14 protein-coding genes are annotated in these 18859 nt (G+C 52.8%); 10 read left to right on the forward strand and 4 right to left on the reverse strand.

Annotation, left to right across the window (positions count from 1 at the left end):
- The first annotated feature begins 65 nt into the window (after nt 1-65).
- From F7P81_RS04520 to olsB, 4 genes are all read left to right on the forward strand, one after another.
- Entirely contained in the window at nt 66-1241 is a 1176-nt protein-coding gene (locus F7P81_RS04520; protein ID WP_151158692.1) for an RsmD family RNA methyltransferase, read from the forward strand.
- Nucleotides 1238-2101, forward strand: coding sequence for a TrmH family RNA methyltransferase (locus F7P81_RS04525; RefSeq protein ID WP_151158693.1), 864 nt, complete (start codon nt 1238-1240; stop codon nt 2099-2101). The genes F7P81_RS04520 and F7P81_RS04525 overlap by 4 nt, the downstream gene beginning before the upstream one ends.
- A 28-nt stretch (nt 2102-2129) precedes the next feature.
- The gene (lspA, locus tag F7P81_RS04530) at nt 2130-2612 is read left to right on the forward strand and encodes a signal peptidase II (protein ID WP_022710695.1); all 483 of its coding nucleotides are present in this window, start codon (nt 2130-2132) and stop codon (nt 2610-2612) included.
- Between the two features lie 370 nt (nt 2613-2982).
- A complete protein-coding gene (gene olsB, locus F7P81_RS04535) occupies nt 2983-3852 on the forward strand; it encodes a l-ornithine N(alpha)-acyltransferase (protein ID WP_028233573.1) in 870 nt (289 codons plus the stop codon).
- A gap of 40 nt (nt 3853-3892) precedes the next feature.
- Here olsB and F7P81_RS04540 read toward each other — a convergent pair whose 3' ends face one another.
- Both F7P81_RS04540 and mutS read right to left on the reverse strand, forming a co-directional pair.
- Nucleotides 3893-4258, reverse strand: a complete 366-nt coding sequence (locus F7P81_RS04540) for a VOC family protein (protein WP_075654084.1) — start codon at nt 4256-4258, stop codon at nt 3893-3895.
- Nucleotides 4259-4278: 20 nt separating this feature from the next.
- Nucleotides 4279-6960 (reverse strand): DNA mismatch repair protein MutS, encoded by a 2682-nt coding sequence (gene mutS / locus F7P81_RS04545; protein ID WP_246176050.1) that lies wholly within the window; start codon nt 6958-6960, stop codon nt 4279-4281.
- A gap of 507 nt (nt 6961-7467) precedes the next feature.
- Between mutS and F7P81_RS04550 the strand changes: the two genes are divergently transcribed.
- The 4 genes from F7P81_RS04550 (at nt 7468) to trpS (ending at nt 15850) form a co-directional block, all read left to right on the forward strand.
- Nucleotides 7468-9783: an NADP-dependent malic enzyme gene (locus F7P81_RS04550; RefSeq protein WP_151158695.1), complete on the forward strand. Its 2316-nt coding sequence runs from the start codon at nt 7468-7470 to the stop codon at nt 9781-9783.
- 280 nt (nt 9784-10063) lie between these two features.
- Entirely contained in the window at nt 10064-12883 is a 2820-nt protein-coding gene (locus F7P81_RS04555; RefSeq protein ID WP_151158696.1) for a [protein-PII] uridylyltransferase, read from the forward strand.
- A gap of 68 nt (nt 12884-12951) precedes the next feature.
- The gene (gene murJ / locus F7P81_RS04560; RefSeq protein WP_151158697.1) at nt 12952-14553 is read left to right on the forward strand and encodes a murein biosynthesis integral membrane protein MurJ; all 1602 of its coding nucleotides are present in this window, start codon (nt 12952-12954) and stop codon (nt 14551-14553) included.
- A gap of 229 nt (nt 14554-14782) precedes the next feature.
- On the forward strand, nt 14783-15850 hold the full coding sequence (trpS, locus tag F7P81_RS04565; RefSeq protein WP_022710686.1) for a tryptophan--tRNA ligase: 1068 nt from the start codon (nt 14783-14785) through the stop codon (nt 15848-15850).
- A 40-nt stretch (nt 15851-15890) separates the two neighbouring features.
- Here the strand turns inward: trpS and F7P81_RS04570 are convergent, their stop codons facing one another.
- A complete protein-coding gene (locus F7P81_RS04570; RefSeq protein ID WP_151158698.1) occupies nt 15891-16637 on the reverse strand; it encodes a class I SAM-dependent methyltransferase in 747 nt (248 codons plus the stop codon).
- 301 nt (nt 16638-16938) lie between these two features.
- On the opposite strand from F7P81_RS04570, the gene F7P81_RS04575 reads away from it, so the two are divergent.
- Together F7P81_RS04575 and F7P81_RS04580 are read left to right on the forward strand one after the other, a co-directional pair.
- On the forward strand, nt 16939-17430 hold the full coding sequence (locus tag F7P81_RS04575; protein ID WP_022710684.1) for a universal stress protein: 492 nt from the start codon (nt 16939-16941) through the stop codon (nt 17428-17430).
- Nucleotides 17431-17518: 88 nt separating this feature from the next.
- Nucleotides 17519-18085, forward strand: coding sequence for a NifU family protein (locus F7P81_RS04580; RefSeq protein ID WP_075654080.1), 567 nt, complete (start codon nt 17519-17521; stop codon nt 18083-18085).
- A 71-nt stretch (nt 18086-18156) separates the two neighbouring features.
- On the opposite strand, the gene F7P81_RS04585 is transcribed toward F7P81_RS04580, so the two are convergent.
- On the reverse strand, nt 18157-18777 hold the full coding sequence (locus F7P81_RS04585) for a L,D-transpeptidase (RefSeq protein ID WP_116086295.1): 621 nt from the start codon (nt 18775-18777) through the stop codon (nt 18157-18159).
- Nucleotides 18778-18859 lie beyond the last annotated feature (82 nt).

The following is an 18859-nucleotide window of genomic DNA, read 5'->3' on the forward strand; positions in this document are numbered from 1 at the left end:
AACAGAAAATATTGCACCATCTGATGGTATAGTATTTTGAGTTTAACAGTTTCGGAGCAAACAGGGTGAAACCGCCAAAAGGAAAAGCCGCCAAATCTCATAATGGTTCATCAGCGCGATTTGCGGGCAAACCGGCCGCACAGTCACGCGATAACCGTAAAGCGGTATCGGCTGCACCTTCGCAGGGTTTTAAAAAACCGCGCCCGAAATTTGCTAAAACCGAACAGAATGCTGCGGCTTTTGAAAATGCAGCACCGGCTGCACCGAAAAAAGTAACGGCTGAACCGGCTGTCGCCCAGCGCTCATTGCTGAAACTGACAGGCGACCGACCTCAGCAAAATCTGCCGGTTATTCTCGAGACCAGCCCGAGCGAAGATTATGCGCTGCTTGACAGCGGCAACAGTCTCAAGCTTGAACAATATGGCCCTTACCGCATCATCCGCCCTGAGGCGCAGGCAATCTGGCAGCCTGCATGGCCGCAAAGCGAATGGGATAAGGCAGACGCGATCTTCACCGGCAATACCGATGAAGAAGGCATGGGACGCTGGCATTTTCCGAAACAGCAATTGGGTGAAACCTGGCCGATGGCGCTGCAGGATGTGCGCTTTTTCGGCCGCTTCACCTCGTTCCGCCATGTCGGTGTTTTTCCGGAGCAGGCCGCGCACTGGGCTTTCATGGCGCAGCAGGTGCGCGATGCCCGTAAAAAACAGATCAACCGCTCCGTGCGTGTCCTCAACCTGTTCGGCTATACCGGCGTTGCCTCGCTGATTGCCGCCCATGCCGGTGCTGAAGTGACCCATGTGGACGCTTCCAAAAAAGCGATCAACTGGGCGCGTGAAAATCAGGCGCTGGCCGGTCTGGAAGACAAGCCGATCCGCTGGATCTGCGAAGACGCAACCAAATTTGTGGCGCGCGAAGAGCGCCGTGGCAATACTTACGACATTATCCTGCTCGACCCGCCCGCCTATGGCCGCGGTCCGAATGGCGAAGTCTGGCAGCTTTTCGACAATCTGCCGCAGATGGTCGATATGTGCCGCGCTATTCTCTCGCCGGATGCCCTCAGTGTTGTACTGACCGCCTATTCGATCCGTGCCTCGTTCTTTGCCATTCACGAGCTGATGCGCGACCGCTTTACCGGTCGCGGCGGCGTGATTGAATCAGGCGAGCTGATCCTGCGTGAACGCTCTGCCGAACGCGCACTTTCCACTTCCATGTTCTCCCGCTGGATTGCCAATTCATGACCCAGAATAATGATTTTTCCCGCAAAGATACTCCGCGCACCGGTAGCGTTAAAGAAGTTACCAGCCTGACCAATCCGATCGTCAAAGACCTGCGTGCTTTGTCGATGAAGAAATTCCGTGACCAGCAGGGCGTGTTTCTGGCGGAAGGTCTGAAACTGGTGATCGATGCCATTGATCAGGGCTGGCGCATCCGCACTTTGGTGTTTTCCAAAGCCGGTAAAGGCAACCCGCTGGTAGAAAAAGTGGCAGCCCGCACCAAAGCCGGTGGCGGTCTGGTGCTTGAGGCTTCAGAAAAAGTGATTGCGGCGATCACCCGTAAAGACAATCCGCAAATGGTTGCCGGTGTTTTTGACCAGCGTTTTGAAACACTGGATCATCTGCGCCCGCAGGGCAATGACACCTATATCGCTCTTGATCGTGTGCGCGATCCCGGCAATCTCGGCACTATCATCCGTACCGCTGATGCGGTCGGTGCCAAAGGTATTATTCTGATCGGTGACTGTACTGACCCTTATTCGATGGAGACTGTGCGCGCGACCATGGGGTCGGTTTTTGCCGTGCCGCTCTATCGCGCCAAGCATGACGAATTCGTCAACTGGCGCAAATCCTATAAGGGCGTGCTGGTAGGAACGCATCTCAAAGGCGCGGTTGATTACCGGACCATTCCTTACAACAAACAGCCGGTTGTACTGATGATGGGCAATGAACAGCAGGGTTTGCCTGATGATCTTGCTCAAATTTGCACACATTTGGCACGTATTCCTCAGGCTGGCCGTGCGGATTCGCTTAATCTTGCCATTGCCACAGGCGTCATGCTCTATGAAATCCGCCGTGATGCTCTGGTTCTGGATGATCGCTAAACTAAGACACGCAGGAGTTTAAGCCCCTATGTCCCAACGTGCCACTCTCTGGTCTGTTCTGATTATCGTTTTCGCTGTCACCTCAGACCAGTATATCAAATTTCTGGTTGAGAGCGGCATGGACTATAATCAGCAGATTGATCTGCTGCCGTTTCTGGCGCTTTACCGCACCCATAATGAGGGCATCGCTTTTTCCATGCTGTCCTGGCTGCATGACGGCGGCCTGATAGCCATGACTGTTGCTGTCATCGGTTTCGTCTCCTATCTGTGGTGGACAACCGCACCGGAACGGGTGATCAGCCGCATCGGCTTTGCACTGATTATTGGTGGTGCATTAGGCAATCTCATCGACCGCAGCCTGCTCGGCTATGTGGTTGATTACATCCTGTTCCATCTGCCAAGCTGGTCTTTTGCTGTCTTCAATATGGCTGATGTTTACATTTCTACCGGTGCCGGACTGATTATCCTCGACGAACTGGTGCAATGGAGAAAGTCCCGCTCTGCGGGCTGAGGGGAAAAAATCCCGCACTGCAGGTTGAGGGGAAGCACTTCCGCTCTGCGGGCTGAAACACCTCAAAATCTTCACCAAATCCGGTCATTTCCCTGACAAAATCTCCGGCAAATCAATTTAAACGGATTTGCCGGCGGCTTTTTCACATGCTGCCGTTCTCCATACCTGTCAGTTTCACCGGCCTGACAAGACAATCTAAAAGGCATATGTCACATGCCTGACGCAGACATCCTCTATAAATACCGTAACTCAGAAACGTGGCTAAGCAGACAAAATACTTGCGGACAGCACTGAGACAGTTGAATCCGGCGGAGGATATATCTTGCCACAGGCTCTTGGAATTTTTTCACAAACCGCGCATGATGCACGCATGAAGCAAACACCACCAGATACGCTTGAAATAGGCGCCATTTTAGCTGATGCCGGTTTTTCTTCACTGGCCGGCCAGATACTGGGGCGTATGGGCAGTCTTATTGTGCGGATTGCGGATAATCCGGACACAATCCGTATTGCGCAAAAACTGCGCTACGATGTTTTTTACACCGAGCTCGGTGCGCAAAAATCTCAGAATACCATTCTCGAAGAACGCGACAGCGACCATTATGATGCGATTTGCGATCATCTGGTGGTTTATGACACATCAATCTCCGGTGGCGAGGCAGAGCAGCTTGTCGGCACATACCGCCTGATGCGCAGCGACATGCTCGCGGCTGGGCATACATTCTATTCTGCCGGTGAATATGAAATCACCAAACTGCTTGAACGCAAGCCCGGCCTGCAATTTCTTGAGCTCGGCCGCTCCTGCGTCAAGCCGGAATACCGCTCCAAGCGTACGGTTGAATTGCTGTGGCAGGGCATCTGGTCCTATTGCCGCCAGCACAGGATTGAAGTGATGTTCGGCTGCGCCTCTTTCCACGGTACGGTGCCGGAAGCCCATGCGCTACCGCTGTCTTTCCTGCATCATAATTGCCGCGCTGATGCGGAATGGGATGTCCGTGCGCTTGAGCAACATTACCGCTCGATGGATATTGTTCCGCAGGAAGCCATCAACCCGAAAGTGGCGCTGTTTTCCATGCCACCACTGATCAAAGGCTATTTGCGCCTTGGCGCAATGATCGGTGACGGTGCCGTGGTTGACCATCAGTTCGGCACTACGGATGTGCTGATTGTTCTGCCGGTCGAGCGTATTTCCAGTCGTTACATCAATTATTACGGCGCTGAAGCTGACCGTTTTGTATGATGTAATGAAAACAAAAAGACCGGCAATATACCGGTCTTTTTTATATCTGATGCGATAAGATATTTATGACATATCCGAGCGGATCACGGACATAAAAACGCTGCACACCCCACGGTTCTTCCGTGAGCGGATAGATGATCTCAAATCCTGCAGCCTGTGCGCGATGATAGACTTCATCCAGATTATCGACCTCAATGGAAAGACGGGGCACATCCGTTCCGCCACCGCCCTCTGTCGCTAAACTGAGCTGTTGGACAGGTCTGTTTTCTGCGGCCGCTCCGGCAGCCAGCGTTACGATCCACCCGTGATCCATAATCACATCCAGCCCCAGCAGTTCCTCATAGAAGACCCGCGCAGCCTGAAGATCAGAGCCTGCGAGATTAGCTACGATCCTCAGAACTGCCATATCGTCTCTCCTGCCGGTTTTTAGTTTTTAACCGATAGTTGTTTCAGGCGGTATAAGGCTTCCAGTGCCTCGCGCGGTGTCAGATCATCCGGATTAATCTCATTCACGGCATTCAGCAAAGCGCTATCCTGCGCAGGTTTTGCCACTTCACGCGGTTTGGCAACGACTGCAAAGAGCGGCAGATCATCAATGATCTTCTCAGCCTTGCCGGAGGTTTCGCCTTCCTCTAAGCGATGCAGCACATCGCGCGCCCGTTCAACCACCGCATCAGGCAGACCGGCAAGGCGCGCAACCTGCACACCATAAGAACGGTCAGCAGCACCTTTGGCCACTTCGTGCAGAAACACAACATCGCCTTCCCATTCCTTCACTCGCATAGTGACATTGGCAAGCCGTGCCAGCTTCTCTGAAAGTGCCGTCATTTCATGAAAATGCGTGGCGAACAAAGCGCGACAACGGTTTTTCTCGTGCAGATATTCCACGCTAGCCCAGGCAATCGACAACCCGTCGAAAGTCGCGGTACCACGACCGATTTCATCGAGAATGACCAGTGAGCGTTCACCGGCGAGATTGAGAATAGCGGCGGTTTCGACCATTTCCACCATGAAAGTGGAACGGCCACGCGCCAGATCATCCGATGCACCGACACGACTGAACAGACGATCAACAATACCGATATGCGCAGATGTGGCCGGAACGTAAGAGCCCATTTGCGCGAGAATTGCGATGAGCGCATTCTGGCGCAGGAAGGTCGATTTACCGCCCATATTCGGACCGGTCAAAAGCCAGATCGCACCGAATTTCTGATCGCCCAGCGGTGACAAATCGCAATCATTGGCCACAAAAGGATTAGCGGCCTGTTTTTTCAGCGCCTGCTCGACCACTGGATGACGGCCGCCATCAATGGCAAAATTCAGACTATCATCGACTTTCGGGCGGCAATAGCCCTGTTCATCGGCCAGAACACCCAGCGCTGCCGATACGTCCATCACGCCAAGCGCTGCAGCACCGGCACGAATAGCATCAGCATTTTCAACTGTGTGACGGATTAATTCTTCGAAAATTGCCAGTTCAATCGACAGTGCACGATCAGCGGCATTGGCAATTTTGGTTTCAAGTTCCGCCAGCTCCGTGGTGGTGAAACGCATGGCGCTGGCCATGGTCTGACGATGGATAAAGCGTGCTTTGGCCTCATCCGTATCGGTCAGTGCACCGGCATTATTGGCGGTCACTTCGATGAAATAGCCCAGCACATTATTATGTTTGATCTTGAGCGATTTAACGCCCGTCTCTTCCATATAATCGGCCTGAAGACCGGCAATCACACGGCGCGACTGATCGCGAAGGCTACGCATTTCATCCAGCTCGGCATGATAGCCCGTGCGGATAAAACCGCCGTCACGTTTCAGCAATGGCAGTTCTTCCGCCAAAGTCTGATCAAGCAATTGCGCATAATCTTCCGGCAGCGCAAGAATAGAGCGGCAAGCCTGTGCCAGTTCTTCCGGCAATTGCTTATCCTGAAAGAGTTGGCGCACCAGATGTGCGGCCTGAAAACCGGCATGCAAAGCGCCGAGATCACGCGGGCCACCGCGCCCGACCGCCAGACGTGACAAGGCACGCGGCATATCCGGCACACCGCGCAAAGCAGCACGCAGCCCCTGTGCCAATGATGTTTCACTTAGAAAAAACGCAACGGAATCCTGTCTTGCAGCAATTTTTTCCGGCTCAGTCAGCGGCGCAGTCAAGCGCTCGGCCAGCAAGCGTGCACCGGCACCGGTGACTGTGCGGTCAACGGCTTTGAGCAGTGAGCCTTCACGATTGCCGGAGAGCGTGCGCATCAGCTCCAGATTGGCGCGGGTTGCCGGATCAATAAACAGCGACGACCCATCTGTTTCGCGCTCTGGGCGCATCAGCGGCGGGCGCTCGGCAATCTGGGTTTTCTCAAGGTAAGCAATGGCACCGGAAATGGCGGAAAGTTCGGTGCGGTTGAACTCGCCAAAACCATCCAAAGTTACCACGCCGTAATAGCGCTTGATGCGTTCTTCTGCAGTTGAACTTTCAAACAGGCTCGGATGCTGTGGCATGACAATACGCCCGAGCAGATCCAGTACCGGACGGATTTGCGGATCCTGAAAGGCGGTTTCCGGCACGATCAGCTCGCTCGGATCAACGCGCATAATATCGGCATAGAGTTTTTCAGGCGTGGTTTCCGTCATACGGAACTGGCCGGTGGAAATATCAATCCATGCCAGCGACAGCCTGCCCTCTTCCGCACCTCTTACGCCACTTCCCATTTGTGCGCTACGCACACGGCCGAGGATCATCAGAAAGTTTGCACGCGCCGGATCAAGCAGCTTTTCTTCTGTGATCGTGCCCGGTGTGACAAGTCGGATCACATCGCGTTTGACCACCGATTTCGAGCCGCGCTTCTTCGCCTCTGCCGGATCTTCCACTTGCTCACAGACGGCCACGCGGAAGCCCTTGCCGATCAGACGCTGCAAATAATCATCTGCCGTATGCACCGGCACACCGCACATCGGAATATCTTCGCCCAGATGTTTGCCGCGTTTGGTGAGTGTAATCCCGAGAGCCTCTGATGCCTCAATCGCATCATTGAAAAACAGCTCATAAAAATCGCCCATACGATAGAACAACAGGCTGTCGGGATAGGCAGCCTTGATCTCAATATATTGTTCCATCATCGGCGTCGGACGCGCGGTGAGGCCTGCATCATAAGTGCTCTGCGGCTCATCTGCGAGTTCAGGCGTCCGGTCAGATTTTACTGAGGCTGTATCATGCTGCGTCATAGGGAATACACATGTTCCTGAAATAATTTTTCAAAATCCTGCACGAGCATTTCCGGTTTTGATTAAACCAATAGGAAATGCTCTGCCATTTTGTTTTCCGCGTATCTTGTTCCGAAAACCGCTTAACACTTTTCGGGATACGCTTCAGTTTAAAACTTCCAACAAAGCCCTGTGAAGCAGCCAGTTGCTTATATCCCCGTGATTTTCGCCGGAATGCGTCGATTATACGAATATTGTCTTTAAACATCGGAATCTTTTCAAATATTGCGCTACACAAACAGGCCGACTTGATATAAACACACTGCCCAGCCATCCGAAGGATGTTTCAATATATTATAATACTATGGCCGTTCACGCTGCATAAGCTGACAACCGCCCTCGCAGAGAAAATCGGAGGGGTCAATGACCAACGATAAGACCACCCAGAAGCCGCAATCTGGCCAGAAACCACAAGCCGGAAAAGGCACATCCCTGACGGAGCAAGAGGCGCTGGATTTCCACTCCCGCGGACGTCCGGGCAAGCTGGAAATTACTCCGACCAAGCCAATGGCTACGCAGCGCGATCTGTCGCTGGCCTATTCTCCGGGTGTTGCTGTACCGGTCAAAGCGATCGCAGAAGATCCGGCCAAAGCCTATGACTATACATCCAAGGGCAATATGGTTGCCGTGATCTCCAACGGCACCGCCATTCTGGGTCTTGGCAATCTCGGCGCACTGGCTTCCAAGCCGGTGATGGAAGGCAAGTCCGTGCTGTTCAAGCGCTTTGCCGATGTGGATTCCATCGATCTCGAAGTCGATACCACCGATGTGGAAGAATTCATCAATTCCGTACGTTATCTCGGCCCGAGCTTCGGCGGTATCAATCTGGAAGATATCAAAGCGCCTGAGTGCTTTGTCATCGAAAGCCGCCTGCGCGAACTGATGAATATTCCGGTTTTCCACGATGACCAGCACGGCACTGCAATCATCGCCGCTGCCGGTATGATCAATGCGCTGCACCTCACCGGCCGCGACCTGAAGTCCACGAAAATGGTTTGTAACGGTGCCGGTGCTGCCGGTATTGCCTGTATCGAACTGGTCAAAGCCATGGGCTTTGCGTCCGAAAATGTAACGCTGTGTGACACCAAGGGCGTGGTCTGGCAGGGTCGTACCGAGGGTATGAACCAGTGGAAATCTGCCCATGCAGTCAAGACTGACAAGCGCACACTGGCGGAAGCCATGGAAGGTGCAGATATTTTCTTCGGTGTTTCCGCTAAAGGTGCACTGACCGAAGATATGGTTCGCTCCATGGCCGATAATCCGATTATCTTCGCCATGGCCAATCCTGATCCGGAAATTACACCGGAAGAAGTAGCCGCCATCCGCTCCGACGCAATTGTTGCAACCGGTCGCTCCGACTATCCGAACCAGGTCAACAACGTTCTCGGCTTCCCGTATATTTTCCGCGGTGCGCTCGATGTTCGCGCTACCACTATCAATGATGCGATGAAAGTTGCTGCGGCCAATGCGCTGGCAGAACTGGCACGCACGGATGTGCCGGATGATGTGGCTGCTGCCTATCAGGGCAACCGTCCGCGTTTCGGCCCGAATTACATCATTCCGGTGCCGTTTGACCCGCGCCTGCTCTCCACCATTCCGGTTGCTGTTGCCAAAGCCGCAATGGACAGCGGTGTTGCCGGTAAGCCGATTGAAGATCTGGATGCCTATGCACGGTCTCTGGCTGCACGCCGCGATCCGATCGCCTCGACCATGACCGGCATTTATGACCGTATCCGCCGTCATACCAAGCGCGTGATTTTTGCCGAAGGTGAAGAACCGCAAATCATCCGTGCTGCCGTTTCCTTCACATCGCAGGGTCTGGGCAAAGCCATTCTGCTCGGCCGGGAAGACCGCATTCGTGAAACAGCCGAACAGGCCGGTATCGACCTTGGCAAAATCGGCATTGAAATCACCAATGCCCGTCTGTCCAAGCGCACCTCGGAATATGCCGATTATCTCTATGAGAAATTGCAGCGTAAAGGCTACCTGTTCCGCGACTGCCAGCGCATGATTAACAATGACCGCAACCATTTTGCGGCTTGCATGGTCGCCATGGGCGATGCGGACGGCATGGTTACCGGCGTAACGCGCAATTATGCCACCAGCATTGAAGATGTGCGTCGCGTGATTGATGTGAAACCGGGTCACCGGATGATCGGTGTATCGCTGGCTCTGTGCCGTGGCCGTACCGTTTTCATCGCCGATACTGCGGTGCATGAACAGCCGACAGCGGAAGAACTGGCTGATATCGCTGTGGAAGCCGCCAATGTTGCACGCCGCATGGGTTATGTGCCGCGCGTTGCCATGCTGGCTTATTCCACCTTCGGTCATATGTCCGGTGCGCGCTCGGAAAAAATTCAGGAAGCCGTGCGTATTCTCGAAAAACGCCATGTGGATTTTGAATTTGACGGTGAAATGAGTGCTGATGTGGCTCTCAACGGCAAGCTGATGGAATCCTATCCGTTCACCCGCCTGACAGGCCCAGCCAATGTGCTGGTGATGCCGGATTATCATGCGGCCTCCATCGCCGCGGATATGCTGCAGGAACTGGGCGGCGCAACACTGATCGGCCCGTTGCTGACCGGTCTCGACAAAGCTGTGCAGATCGTACCGCTGAGTGCCAAGGATTCCGACATTGCCAATATGGCGGCCTTTGCCGCCTATGCGGCAACCAACTGATTATTTCAGTACCCGAAATCAAAAGGCCGGAGCACTCTCCGGCCTTTTTTGTTAGAGCATTTCACAGTCAAGTTGGAACAACTTGTACCTTCTAGATTTAGTCAAGTTGGAGCAACTTGACGGCCGTGATAATGCGACCACTAAAGAACCTAGAACCAGCACCGCGATCCACAGCTGGACGTAAACTGTTCTAGGTACAATGCAGACTTACCGTTGCGTTCAGCTTTAATCCATGCTCAGTTTTCTGCATCGTAACTTTGCTACTACGGAACCATGATCCATGCGCTTGTCCGATCTTCATCTTGACCGCATCATTGACAAGCAGGCGCTTGCTGCCGCGCTCACAGAGATCGTCAACGCAGATGCAAGCAAAGACCAAATGCGCAATCAGGTTCTGAAAACACTAAAAACCACATGGAAAGACGGTAAAGCCCGTGCCGAGACCATGCTGCTGGAAGACGGCGGCGGTATTGCCTGTGCCAGACGCATCAGCGGATTGATGGATCAGATCATTGCCGCACTTTATGATTTTACCGTTGAGCATATTTATCCGGCGGTGAACCCGTCCAAAGCGGAAAGCCTCGCCGTTATCGCTGTCGGCGGTTACGGACGCGGCGGTCTGGCACCGGGTTCTGATATCGATCTGCTGTTTCTGCTGCCCTATAAGCAAACGCCATGGGGCGAACAGGTTGTGGAATATATGCTCTATATGCTTTGGGATATGGGGCTGAAAGTCGGGCATTCCACGCGCAATATTGATGATGCTATCCGTCTGTCCCGCGAAGATATGACCATCCGCACTTCACTGCTGGAAGCGCGTTTTCTCACCGGCAGCCAAGAACTTTTTGACGAACTCACCACCCGTTTCGATCAGGAAATCGTTGCCGACAGCGGTGCGGAATTTGTGCAGGCCAAGCTGATTGAGCGCGATATCCGCCACAAGAAAGCGGGTTCAACGCGCTATCTGGTCGAGCCAAATGTCAAGGAGAGCAAAGGCGGGCAGCGCGACCTGCAAACCCTGTTCTGGATTGCCAAATATATTTACCGTGTTCACTCCACGGAAGAGCTGATCAAGCGTGGCGTTTTCTCCCGCAGCGAAGCAAAATTGTTCAGCAAGGCCGATGATTTTCTCTGGGCAGTACGCTGCCATATGCATTTTCTCTATGGCAAGGCGGAAGAACGCCTGTCCTTCGACATTCAGCGCGAGATTGCCACCCGCCTCGGCTATACCGATCATCCGGGGCAGACCGGTGTTGAACGCTTTATGAAACATTATTTTCTGGTTGCCAAAGATGTCGGTGATCTGACCCGCATTATCAGTGCCGCACTGGAAGAAGAGCAGTTCAAAGAAACACCGGGCACCGGCCAGATCTATTCCACACTGACCCGCAAAAAGCGCAAAATTACCGGCAGTACAGATTTTATTCTCGACCATAACCGCATCAATATTGCTGATGATGAGGTGTTTCAGCGCGATCCGGTTAATCTGATCCGGCTGTTCTATCTCGCCGACAAGCACGGGTTGCAATATCACCCGCATGTCATTCAGCGCGTCAGCCGCTCGCTGAAACTGATCAAAAGCGATGTGCGCAATGATAGGCAAGCCAACCGGCTGTTTCTGGAAATTGTTGCCTCGCCGCGCACGCCGGAATGCACATTGCGCCGCATGAATGAATCCGGCGTGCTGGGGCAGTTCATTCCTGATTTTGGCAAGATCGTCGCGATGATGCAGTTTAATATGTATCATCATTATACCGTCGATGAGCATCTGCTGCGCTGCATCGCTATCATGTCTGAGATTGAACATGAGACGCTGAAAAACGAACATCCACTCGCCCACAGCCTGTTGCCGACACTCAAAAACGACCGGCATCTACTCTATGTGACCTTGCTGCTGCACGATATTGCCAAAGGCAGGCCGGAAGATCACTCCACCGCCGGAGCCAAAATCGCCCGTAAATTATGCCCGCGTTTCGGGCTTAATCCGTCAGAAACAGAACTGGTGGCATGGCTGGTGCAGGAACATCTGACCATGAGCAAGGTTGCGCAATCGCGTGACCTCAACGATCGCAAAACCATTGCCGATTTTGCCGCTATTGTGCAAACCACCGAACGGCTGAAGCTGCTGTTGCTGATCACCATCTGCGATATTAAAGCGGTCGGCCCCGGCGTCTGGAACGGTTGGAAAGGCCAGTTACTGCGCACCCTCTATCATGAAACAGAATTACTGCTGACCGGTGGTTTCTCGGAAGTGAGCCAGACTGAACGCAGCAATCAGGCGCGCTGCCAGCTGGCCGAACAACTCGGCGACTGGCCGGAGGACAAGCGGAAAGCTGTTCTGGCGCTGCATTATGATAATTACATGCTGACCGTGCCGCAGGAAGACCAGAAGCGCCATGCGGATTTCATCCGCGCCAGCGATGAAGCAGGAAAAATCCTCAATATTCTGGCACGCCCGCATGAGTTTGAAGCGGTGACCGAACTGACAATTCTGTCGCCCGATCATCCGCGTTTATTGTCGATCATTGCCGGTGCTTGTGCAGCGGCAGGTGCCAATATTGTTGATGCGCAGATTTTCACCACCACGGACGGGCGGGCGCTCGATACCATCCTCATCAGCCGTGAATTCGATACCAATGATGATGAGATGCGCCGTGCGGCGCGGGTTGGTCAACTGATTGAAGATGTGCTGACCGGCACTACCTATCTGCCGGAGGTTCTGGCACGCAAGACCAAAGCACGGCGCTCTGCCCGTGCCTTCCATGTTACCCCGCGGGTGCATATCAATAATACGCTCTCGGAGAAATTCACAGTGATTGAGGTCAAAGGGCTGGATCGTACCGGCCTGTTGTCAGAAATTACCAATGCGATTTCCGATCTTTCGCTCAATATTGCCTCGGCGCATATCACGACATTCGGTGAGAAAGTGATTGATACTTTCTATGTTACCGGTCTCGACGGGCAAAAAATCACCGGTACGACCAAGCAGGCCAATATCCAGAAACGCCTCCTCAGCTTGTTTGACAAGAGCGGGAGTGATAGCAGAGCACCAGATAACAAAAACGGCGATCCGAAAAAATTGCGCGAAACGGCAGGTTAATCCGGCTTGCGTCTTTTTAAAGTGTGCCGCACTGCCTGTCTGTCCTTCCCTATTCACGAGATGAATTCATGAGCCTGCTGAAAAAATTCGCAACTGTTGCTTCCGGCACGCTGATGAGCAGAATCTTCGGCTTTACCCGTGAAATGCTGATGGCAGCGTTTCTCGGAACCGGCCCTGTTGCGGATGCTTTCAACACCGCTTTCCGCTTCCCGAATACTTTCCGGCGTTTATTTGCTGAGGGTGCATTCAACGCCGCTTTCGTGCCGCTCTTTGCCAAAGAGATCGAGCAAAATGGTATGGATGGTGCCAAGCGCTTTTCTGAAGAAGTCTTCGGTGTGCTGTTCACCATTCTTCTCGGACTGACCATTGCCATGGAGCTTTCCATGCCGTTTCTGGTCAGTACAGTTATTGCACCGGGCTTCACCAGTGATCCGGTGAAGTTTGAGAATACGGTCAATCTGGCGATGATCATGTTCCCCTATCTCGCCTGTATGTCGCTGGCAGCGATGATGGGCGGTATGCTCAACAGCCTGCATAAATATTTCGCGGCAGCCATTGCGCCGGTTTTCCTGAATTTCATTCTGATCGGCGCGCTGCTGCTGGCATGGGCGCAGAATTACGACCCGCTGCAAATCGGTTATGCCCTGTCCTGGGGCGTGATGGCGGCAGGCGTTGTACAGCTCGCCATTGTCTGGTTTGCAGTACGCCGTGCCGGTATCAAAATCGGCTTTCGCCGCCCCAAATTGACCCCAAATGTACGCCGCCTGCTCGTGCTGGCGCTTCCTGCCGCAATTACCGGCGGCATTACCCAGATCAATCTGCTGATTAATACCAATATTGCATCCGGCTCAGCCGGTGCCGTATCCTCTCTCGTTTATGCTGACAGGTTTTATCAGTTGCCGCTCGGCGTGGTCGGTATTGCTGTTGCCACCGTTCTGCTGCCGGAATTGTCGCGTGCCTTGCGCGGCGGCCATATGCAGGAAGCCGGAAATCTGCAGAACCGTTCTGTCGAATTCACGCTGTTCCTGACATTGCCTGCGGCGGCAGCCCTGCTGGTTTTCTCCGAACCACTGGTGCGCCTGTTGTTTGAACGCGGGCAGTTCGGCCCGGAATCCACATTGATTGTTTCACAAATTCTCGCAGTGTATGGCCTCGGACTGCCAGCCTTTGTGCTGATTAAAGCTTTTATTCCGGGGTTCTTTGCCCGTGAGGATACCCGCACACCGATGATCTTTGCCGGTATTTCGGTGGTGGTGAATGTGACACTGGCGCTGATCCTGTTCCCGCGTCTCGGCCCAACCGGCATTGCCACGGCGGAAATTACCGCCGGTTGGGTCAATGCCATTCTGCTGCTGTCCGTTCTGATCTGGCGCAAACATTGGGATTATGATGCCGGTCTCATCCGCCGTATTCCGCGCCTGATTATCGCAGCAGCGATCATGGCCGCAGCTCTGTATTTTTCCGCTCAATATTTTGAGACCTATTTGAGCAGGCAGGCAGGACTACTGGTACAGGCAACAACGCTCGGCCTTCTCGTGATCGGCAGCATGATTGTTTATTTTGCGACGGTTTTTGCCATTGGCGGTGCCAGCCTCTCCGCCCTGAAAGGCAATATGCGCCGCCGTAAAAAAGCAGCGGCAACGCCGGAGAATACAGATATTTCCGCTTGATTGCTTTTCAGCACTCTGGCAGTAATAACGCATCCGGAAGACAGGATTACACGCCTGCCTTCCGGATATTTTTTATAATCCAAACTTTTTAGCCAAGACTGGCAGCATGCGTCCAAACCACATATGCCAGCCTTAAAAGCAACCCCAGAGCATCCCTGATTATCAAACCTTACGTTTCGACGATAATCACGCTCGACCGGCTCTCCACCAGCTTCAGGATTTATCAAGAATGAACACCTTCAAAGAACGCATTTTCTCCGGCGCACAACCAACCGGCAATCTTCACCTCGGCAATTATCTTGGCGCATTGAAGCGTTGGGTCGCCTTGCAGGACGATAAGGATTGCATTTATTGCGTCGTTGATATGCATGCGCTGACAATTCTGCCGGATCCTGTGGAACTTTTAAATTCCACACGCGAAATCACCGCCGCCTATCTGGCTGCAGGTCTTGATCCGAAGAAGAGCATTGTCTTCAATCAGAGCCGCGTGCGCCAGCATGCGGAACTTGCATGGGTGTTCAACTGTATTGCACGTATCGGCTGGATGAACCGCATGACGCAGTTCAAGGACAAAGCCGGTAAAGACCGCGAAAATGCCTCGCTGGGTCTGCTGGCCTATCCGAGCCTGATGGCTGCTGACATTCTGCTCTACCGTGCTACCGCCGTGCCGGTTGGCGACGACCAGAAACAGCATCTTGAACTGACACGTGACATTGCGCAGAAATTCAACAATGACTATTCCGACCGCATTGCCTCGCTCGGCATCGGCGTGGAAATGGCTGTTGGTGATGAAACTGTATCTGGCTTTTTCCCGATCACAGAGCCGCTGATTTCCGGCCCTGCGATGCGCATCATGTCGCTGCGTGACGGCACCAAGAAAATGTCGAAATCCGATCCGTCCGATCTGTCGCGCATCAATCTGATTGATGATGAAGACACCATCACCAAAAAGATCCGCAAAGCCAAGACAGATGCCGATGCTATTCCTTCAGAAGTGGAAGGGCTGGAAGGCCGTCCGGAAGCGGATAATCTGATCGGTATCTTCGCAGCTCTGACCAACACGGACAAGGCAGCCGTGTTGCGTGATTTCGGCGGCAAGCAGTTCTCTGAGTTCAAAGCATCACTTGCAGAACTCGCTGTTTCGCAGCTTTCTCCAATCACGCATGAAATGCGTCGACTGGTAGCCGATCCGGCCTATATTGATGCCGTTCTGCGTGACGGTGGTGAACGCGCAAGCGTGATTGCCGAAGAAACCATGCACAATGTCCGCGACATTGTCGGCTTTCTGCAGAAATAAAAATACAAAAAAGGCAGGGAATTCCCTGCCTTTTTTATTTCTATTGAGCCTCGAAGGTCAGAGTACCAACTGAGCCCGTATCAAAATCGCCTGACTGATAATCGCCGTAGATTTTGATTTGCGTAAAACCTGCCTCACGCAGTGCCAGTTCCAGCTCAAACACGCCCCACCAACGTAAAGAAAATAATTCCATCTCCGTTGCCACCAGTTGCGTATCTTGCCATAGCTCATAACGCAGCTGCGATATCACCACCTGTTTGACGTAGTCCGTTGCGGTGCGCATTTCCTGCAAGGTCAGCAAATCCTCGCCATCCTGCCAGTGCCGCGCACGTGGTGCGTGATCCATGAAATCACCGACAACAGAAATATCCAGCAACAACTTACCATCCTGCATCAGTGACTGCCTGCACAGGTGCAGAAAATGCATTGCATCAACCGGATCGGTCATAAGCTGGAAAGAACCGGCTGGTAGCACAATCGCCGCAAATTTTTGCGCATAATGAAATGTCGTGAAATCCTGCAGGCTCAGCTCTGCATTTACACCATATTGCGCACAATTTGCTTTGCACAGATCAAGCATTTCAGGAGACAGATCAAAACCGCTGACGCTATGCCCCGCCTGTGCCAGCGGCACCAGCATACGGCCATTGCCTGTGGCCGGTTCCAGAACCGGCCCTGTGATGGTTTTCAGGCGTTCGAGATAGAATTCCACATCGCCGAAAGAGCGCCCGACCGGTTTATCCAACTCGTAAACACGCGAGGCCAGCTTGCCATAAGTCTTCGTCATTTTTTGAATTTTTCCTTGTCCGCAGCAAGCAGAGACAGACTTAAAAGCCGCAAAACTCTGCCGCACATAAAAAATCATCCCGTTACACAGCAATGTGAAACAGCAAGAAATGCAGGACGATAGCCTGTCCTTTCAAACACAAAGTGCCTGAAAACACAATATAAACGACGGGCATAGATTTTACGGCACAGGTTCAGGGACAGAAAATTGCGCAATTTTCATAAGGCAAATATGTAAAATTTCGCCCCGCCACAAAATTGTCATCTTGCAGTCGGGCCTATTGAGTGGCAAATTCCCGCGCATGGTTTCAAAACGTCTTAGCCGGGAAGCCGGCCACCGCCGTAAATTTCTTGTCTCAATTGATGAAACGCCCGAATGCGGACGTGCGGTTGCCTATGCATCACGCCGTGTGCGCAATACCGGCGGCGCATTGGTGTTGCTGTTCGTCATCGACCCGTCAGATTTCCAGCAATTCCTTGGTGTCGGCAATATTATGCGGGCAGAGGCACTGGAACGGGCGCAGACAGCCCTGAATAAATATGCAACGCAATTACGTGAGCAATACGGCATTGAGCCTGAGCTGATTGTGCGCGAAGGGCAGACTGCGGAAGAAATTCACAGCCTGATTGAAGAAGATCAGGATATTGCCATTCTGGTACTGGCTGCCGGTTCCGGCAAAGAAGGTCCGGGACCGCTGGTACAGTCGATTGCAGGGCGCGGCGCATCCTTCCCTGTTCCGGTCACAGTCATTCCGTCAGATCTTTCTGACGATGACATTGATGCCGTCGCCTGAAACACCTATATTAAGAGCAATCACGCAACTCTGTGGTCATGGTTGCCGTATTTTCTTTACAGCCCTCATTTAACACGGGAGAACTTCAATGTTCATCCAGACTGAAGCCACACCTAATCCGGCGACCCTGAAATTCCTGCCGGGTAAAGTGGTTATGCCGGAAGGCACTGCTGATTTCCGCGATGCGGACAGCGCCGCCAACACCTCGCCTCTCGCCGCTAAACTCTTCGCAGTACCAGGCGTAAACGGCGTATTTTTCGGCTATGATTTCATCACTGTCAGCAAAGACGGTGCGGAATGGCAGCATCTCAAACCGGCGATCCTCGGTACGATTATGGAACATATGATGTCCGGCGCACCGGTCATGGCGTCAGAACAGTCCAAAGGTCACGATCATACCGAAGGCGAGTTCTTCGCCGATGCGGATGCGGAAATCGTTGAAACCATCAAAGAACTGATCGAAACCCGCGTGCGCCCTGCTGTGGCGCAAGACGGTGGTGACATCACATTCCGTGGTTTTGAACATGGCGTTGTTTATCTGCATATGAAAGGCGCCTGCTCAGGCTGCCCGTCTTCAACAGCAACACTGAAACACGGCATTCAGAACCTGCTGAAACATTTCGTTCCGGAAGTTCTGCAGGTTGAAGCTATCTGAGATTTCAGAAATATCATCAATAAAAAACGCGGCTTAAAAGCCGCGTTTTTTATTGTCTCTGCCATACCAGATTACAGCACAACAACCTTGGCACCGACACCGGCACGATCATATAGATCCATAATATCCTGATTAATCAGACGGATGCAGCCGGAAGATACATTCTTGCCGATGGACCACCATTCCGGCGTCCCATGGAGACGATAGCCGCTGTCACGTCCGCCTTTATACAGATAGAGCGCACGGGCCCCCAGCGGATTGTTCAGACCCGGTTTCATGCCACCGGCATATTTTGCCAGTTCCGGCTGGCGCTTGATCATCGGTGCCGGTGGTGTCCATGTCGGCCATTCACGTTTCATGGCAACTTTGGCATTGCCTTTCCACTGAAAGCCCTCACGACCAACACCGATACCATAGCGCATCGCCTTACCATCCGGCTCAACATGATATAAAAACTTGTTCTGCGTATCGACGACAATTGTACCGGGCGCTTCTGTCGTTTCATATTTAACCTGTTGGCGACGATATTCCGGTGCGATTTTCTGAACAGGAACCGTCGGCAGCACATAGGCTGCATCTGTAACACTGGAATAGGATGCCGTACTGGTCTGAAAAGGTGAGGTTGTCGAACAACCGGCCAGCGCCATTGTCAAAAAAAGACCCGCGGCAGAGAGTGCATTTCTGTATACCATTTTTCCCCTCAAAAAACCGTAATGACAGTCAACATTTGTTGGGAACAAGTTAACCATTGATCCTTAATCAATCATTAACCAT

Origin of the sequence: Pseudochrobactrum saccharolyticum (assembly GCF_008801715.1) — a bacterium.
Taxonomy (GTDB): domain Bacteria; phylum Pseudomonadota; class Alphaproteobacteria; order Rhizobiales; family Rhizobiaceae; genus Pseudochrobactrum; species Pseudochrobactrum saccharolyticum.

Coding starts and splice junctions, on each gene's coding strand:
- F7P81_RS04525 (WP_151158693.1), top strand. CDS start 1,238: ATGACCCAGAATAATGATTTTTCCCGCAAAGATACTCCGCGCACCGGT.
- lspA (WP_022710695.1), top strand. CDS start 2,130: ATGTCCCAACGTGCCACTCTCTGGTCTGTTCTGATTATCGTTTTCGCT.
- olsB (WP_028233573.1), top strand. CDS start 2,983: ATGAAGCAAACACCACCAGATACGCTTGAAATAGGCGCCATTTTAGCT.
- F7P81_RS04540 (WP_075654084.1), bottom strand. CDS start 4,258: ATGGCAGTTCTGAGGATCGTAGCTAATCTCGCAGGCTCTGATCTTCAG.
- mutS (WP_246176050.1), bottom strand. CDS start 6,960: ATGATGGAACAATATATTGAGATCAAGGCTGCCTATCCCGACAGCCTG.
- F7P81_RS04550 (WP_151158695.1), top strand. CDS start 7,468: ATGACCAACGATAAGACCACCCAGAAGCCGCAATCTGGCCAGAAACCA.
- F7P81_RS04555 (WP_151158696.1), top strand. CDS start 10,064: ATGCGCTTGTCCGATCTTCATCTTGACCGCATCATTGACAAGCAGGCG.
- murJ (WP_151158697.1), top strand. CDS start 12,952: ATGAGCCTGCTGAAAAAATTCGCAACTGTTGCTTCCGGCACGCTGATG.
- trpS (WP_022710686.1), top strand. CDS start 14,783: ATGAACACCTTCAAAGAACGCATTTTCTCCGGCGCACAACCAACCGGC.
- F7P81_RS04570 (WP_151158698.1), bottom strand. CDS start 16,637: ATGACGAAGACTTATGGCAAGCTGGCCTCGCGTGTTTACGAGTTGGAT.
- F7P81_RS04575 (WP_022710684.1), top strand. CDS start 16,939: ATGGTTTCAAAACGTCTTAGCCGGGAAGCCGGCCACCGCCGTAAATTT.
- F7P81_RS04580 (WP_075654080.1), top strand. CDS start 17,519: ATGTTCATCCAGACTGAAGCCACACCTAATCCGGCGACCCTGAAATTC.
- F7P81_RS04585 (WP_116086295.1), bottom strand. CDS start 18,777: ATGGTATACAGAAATGCACTCTCTGCCGCGGGTCTTTTTTTGACAATG.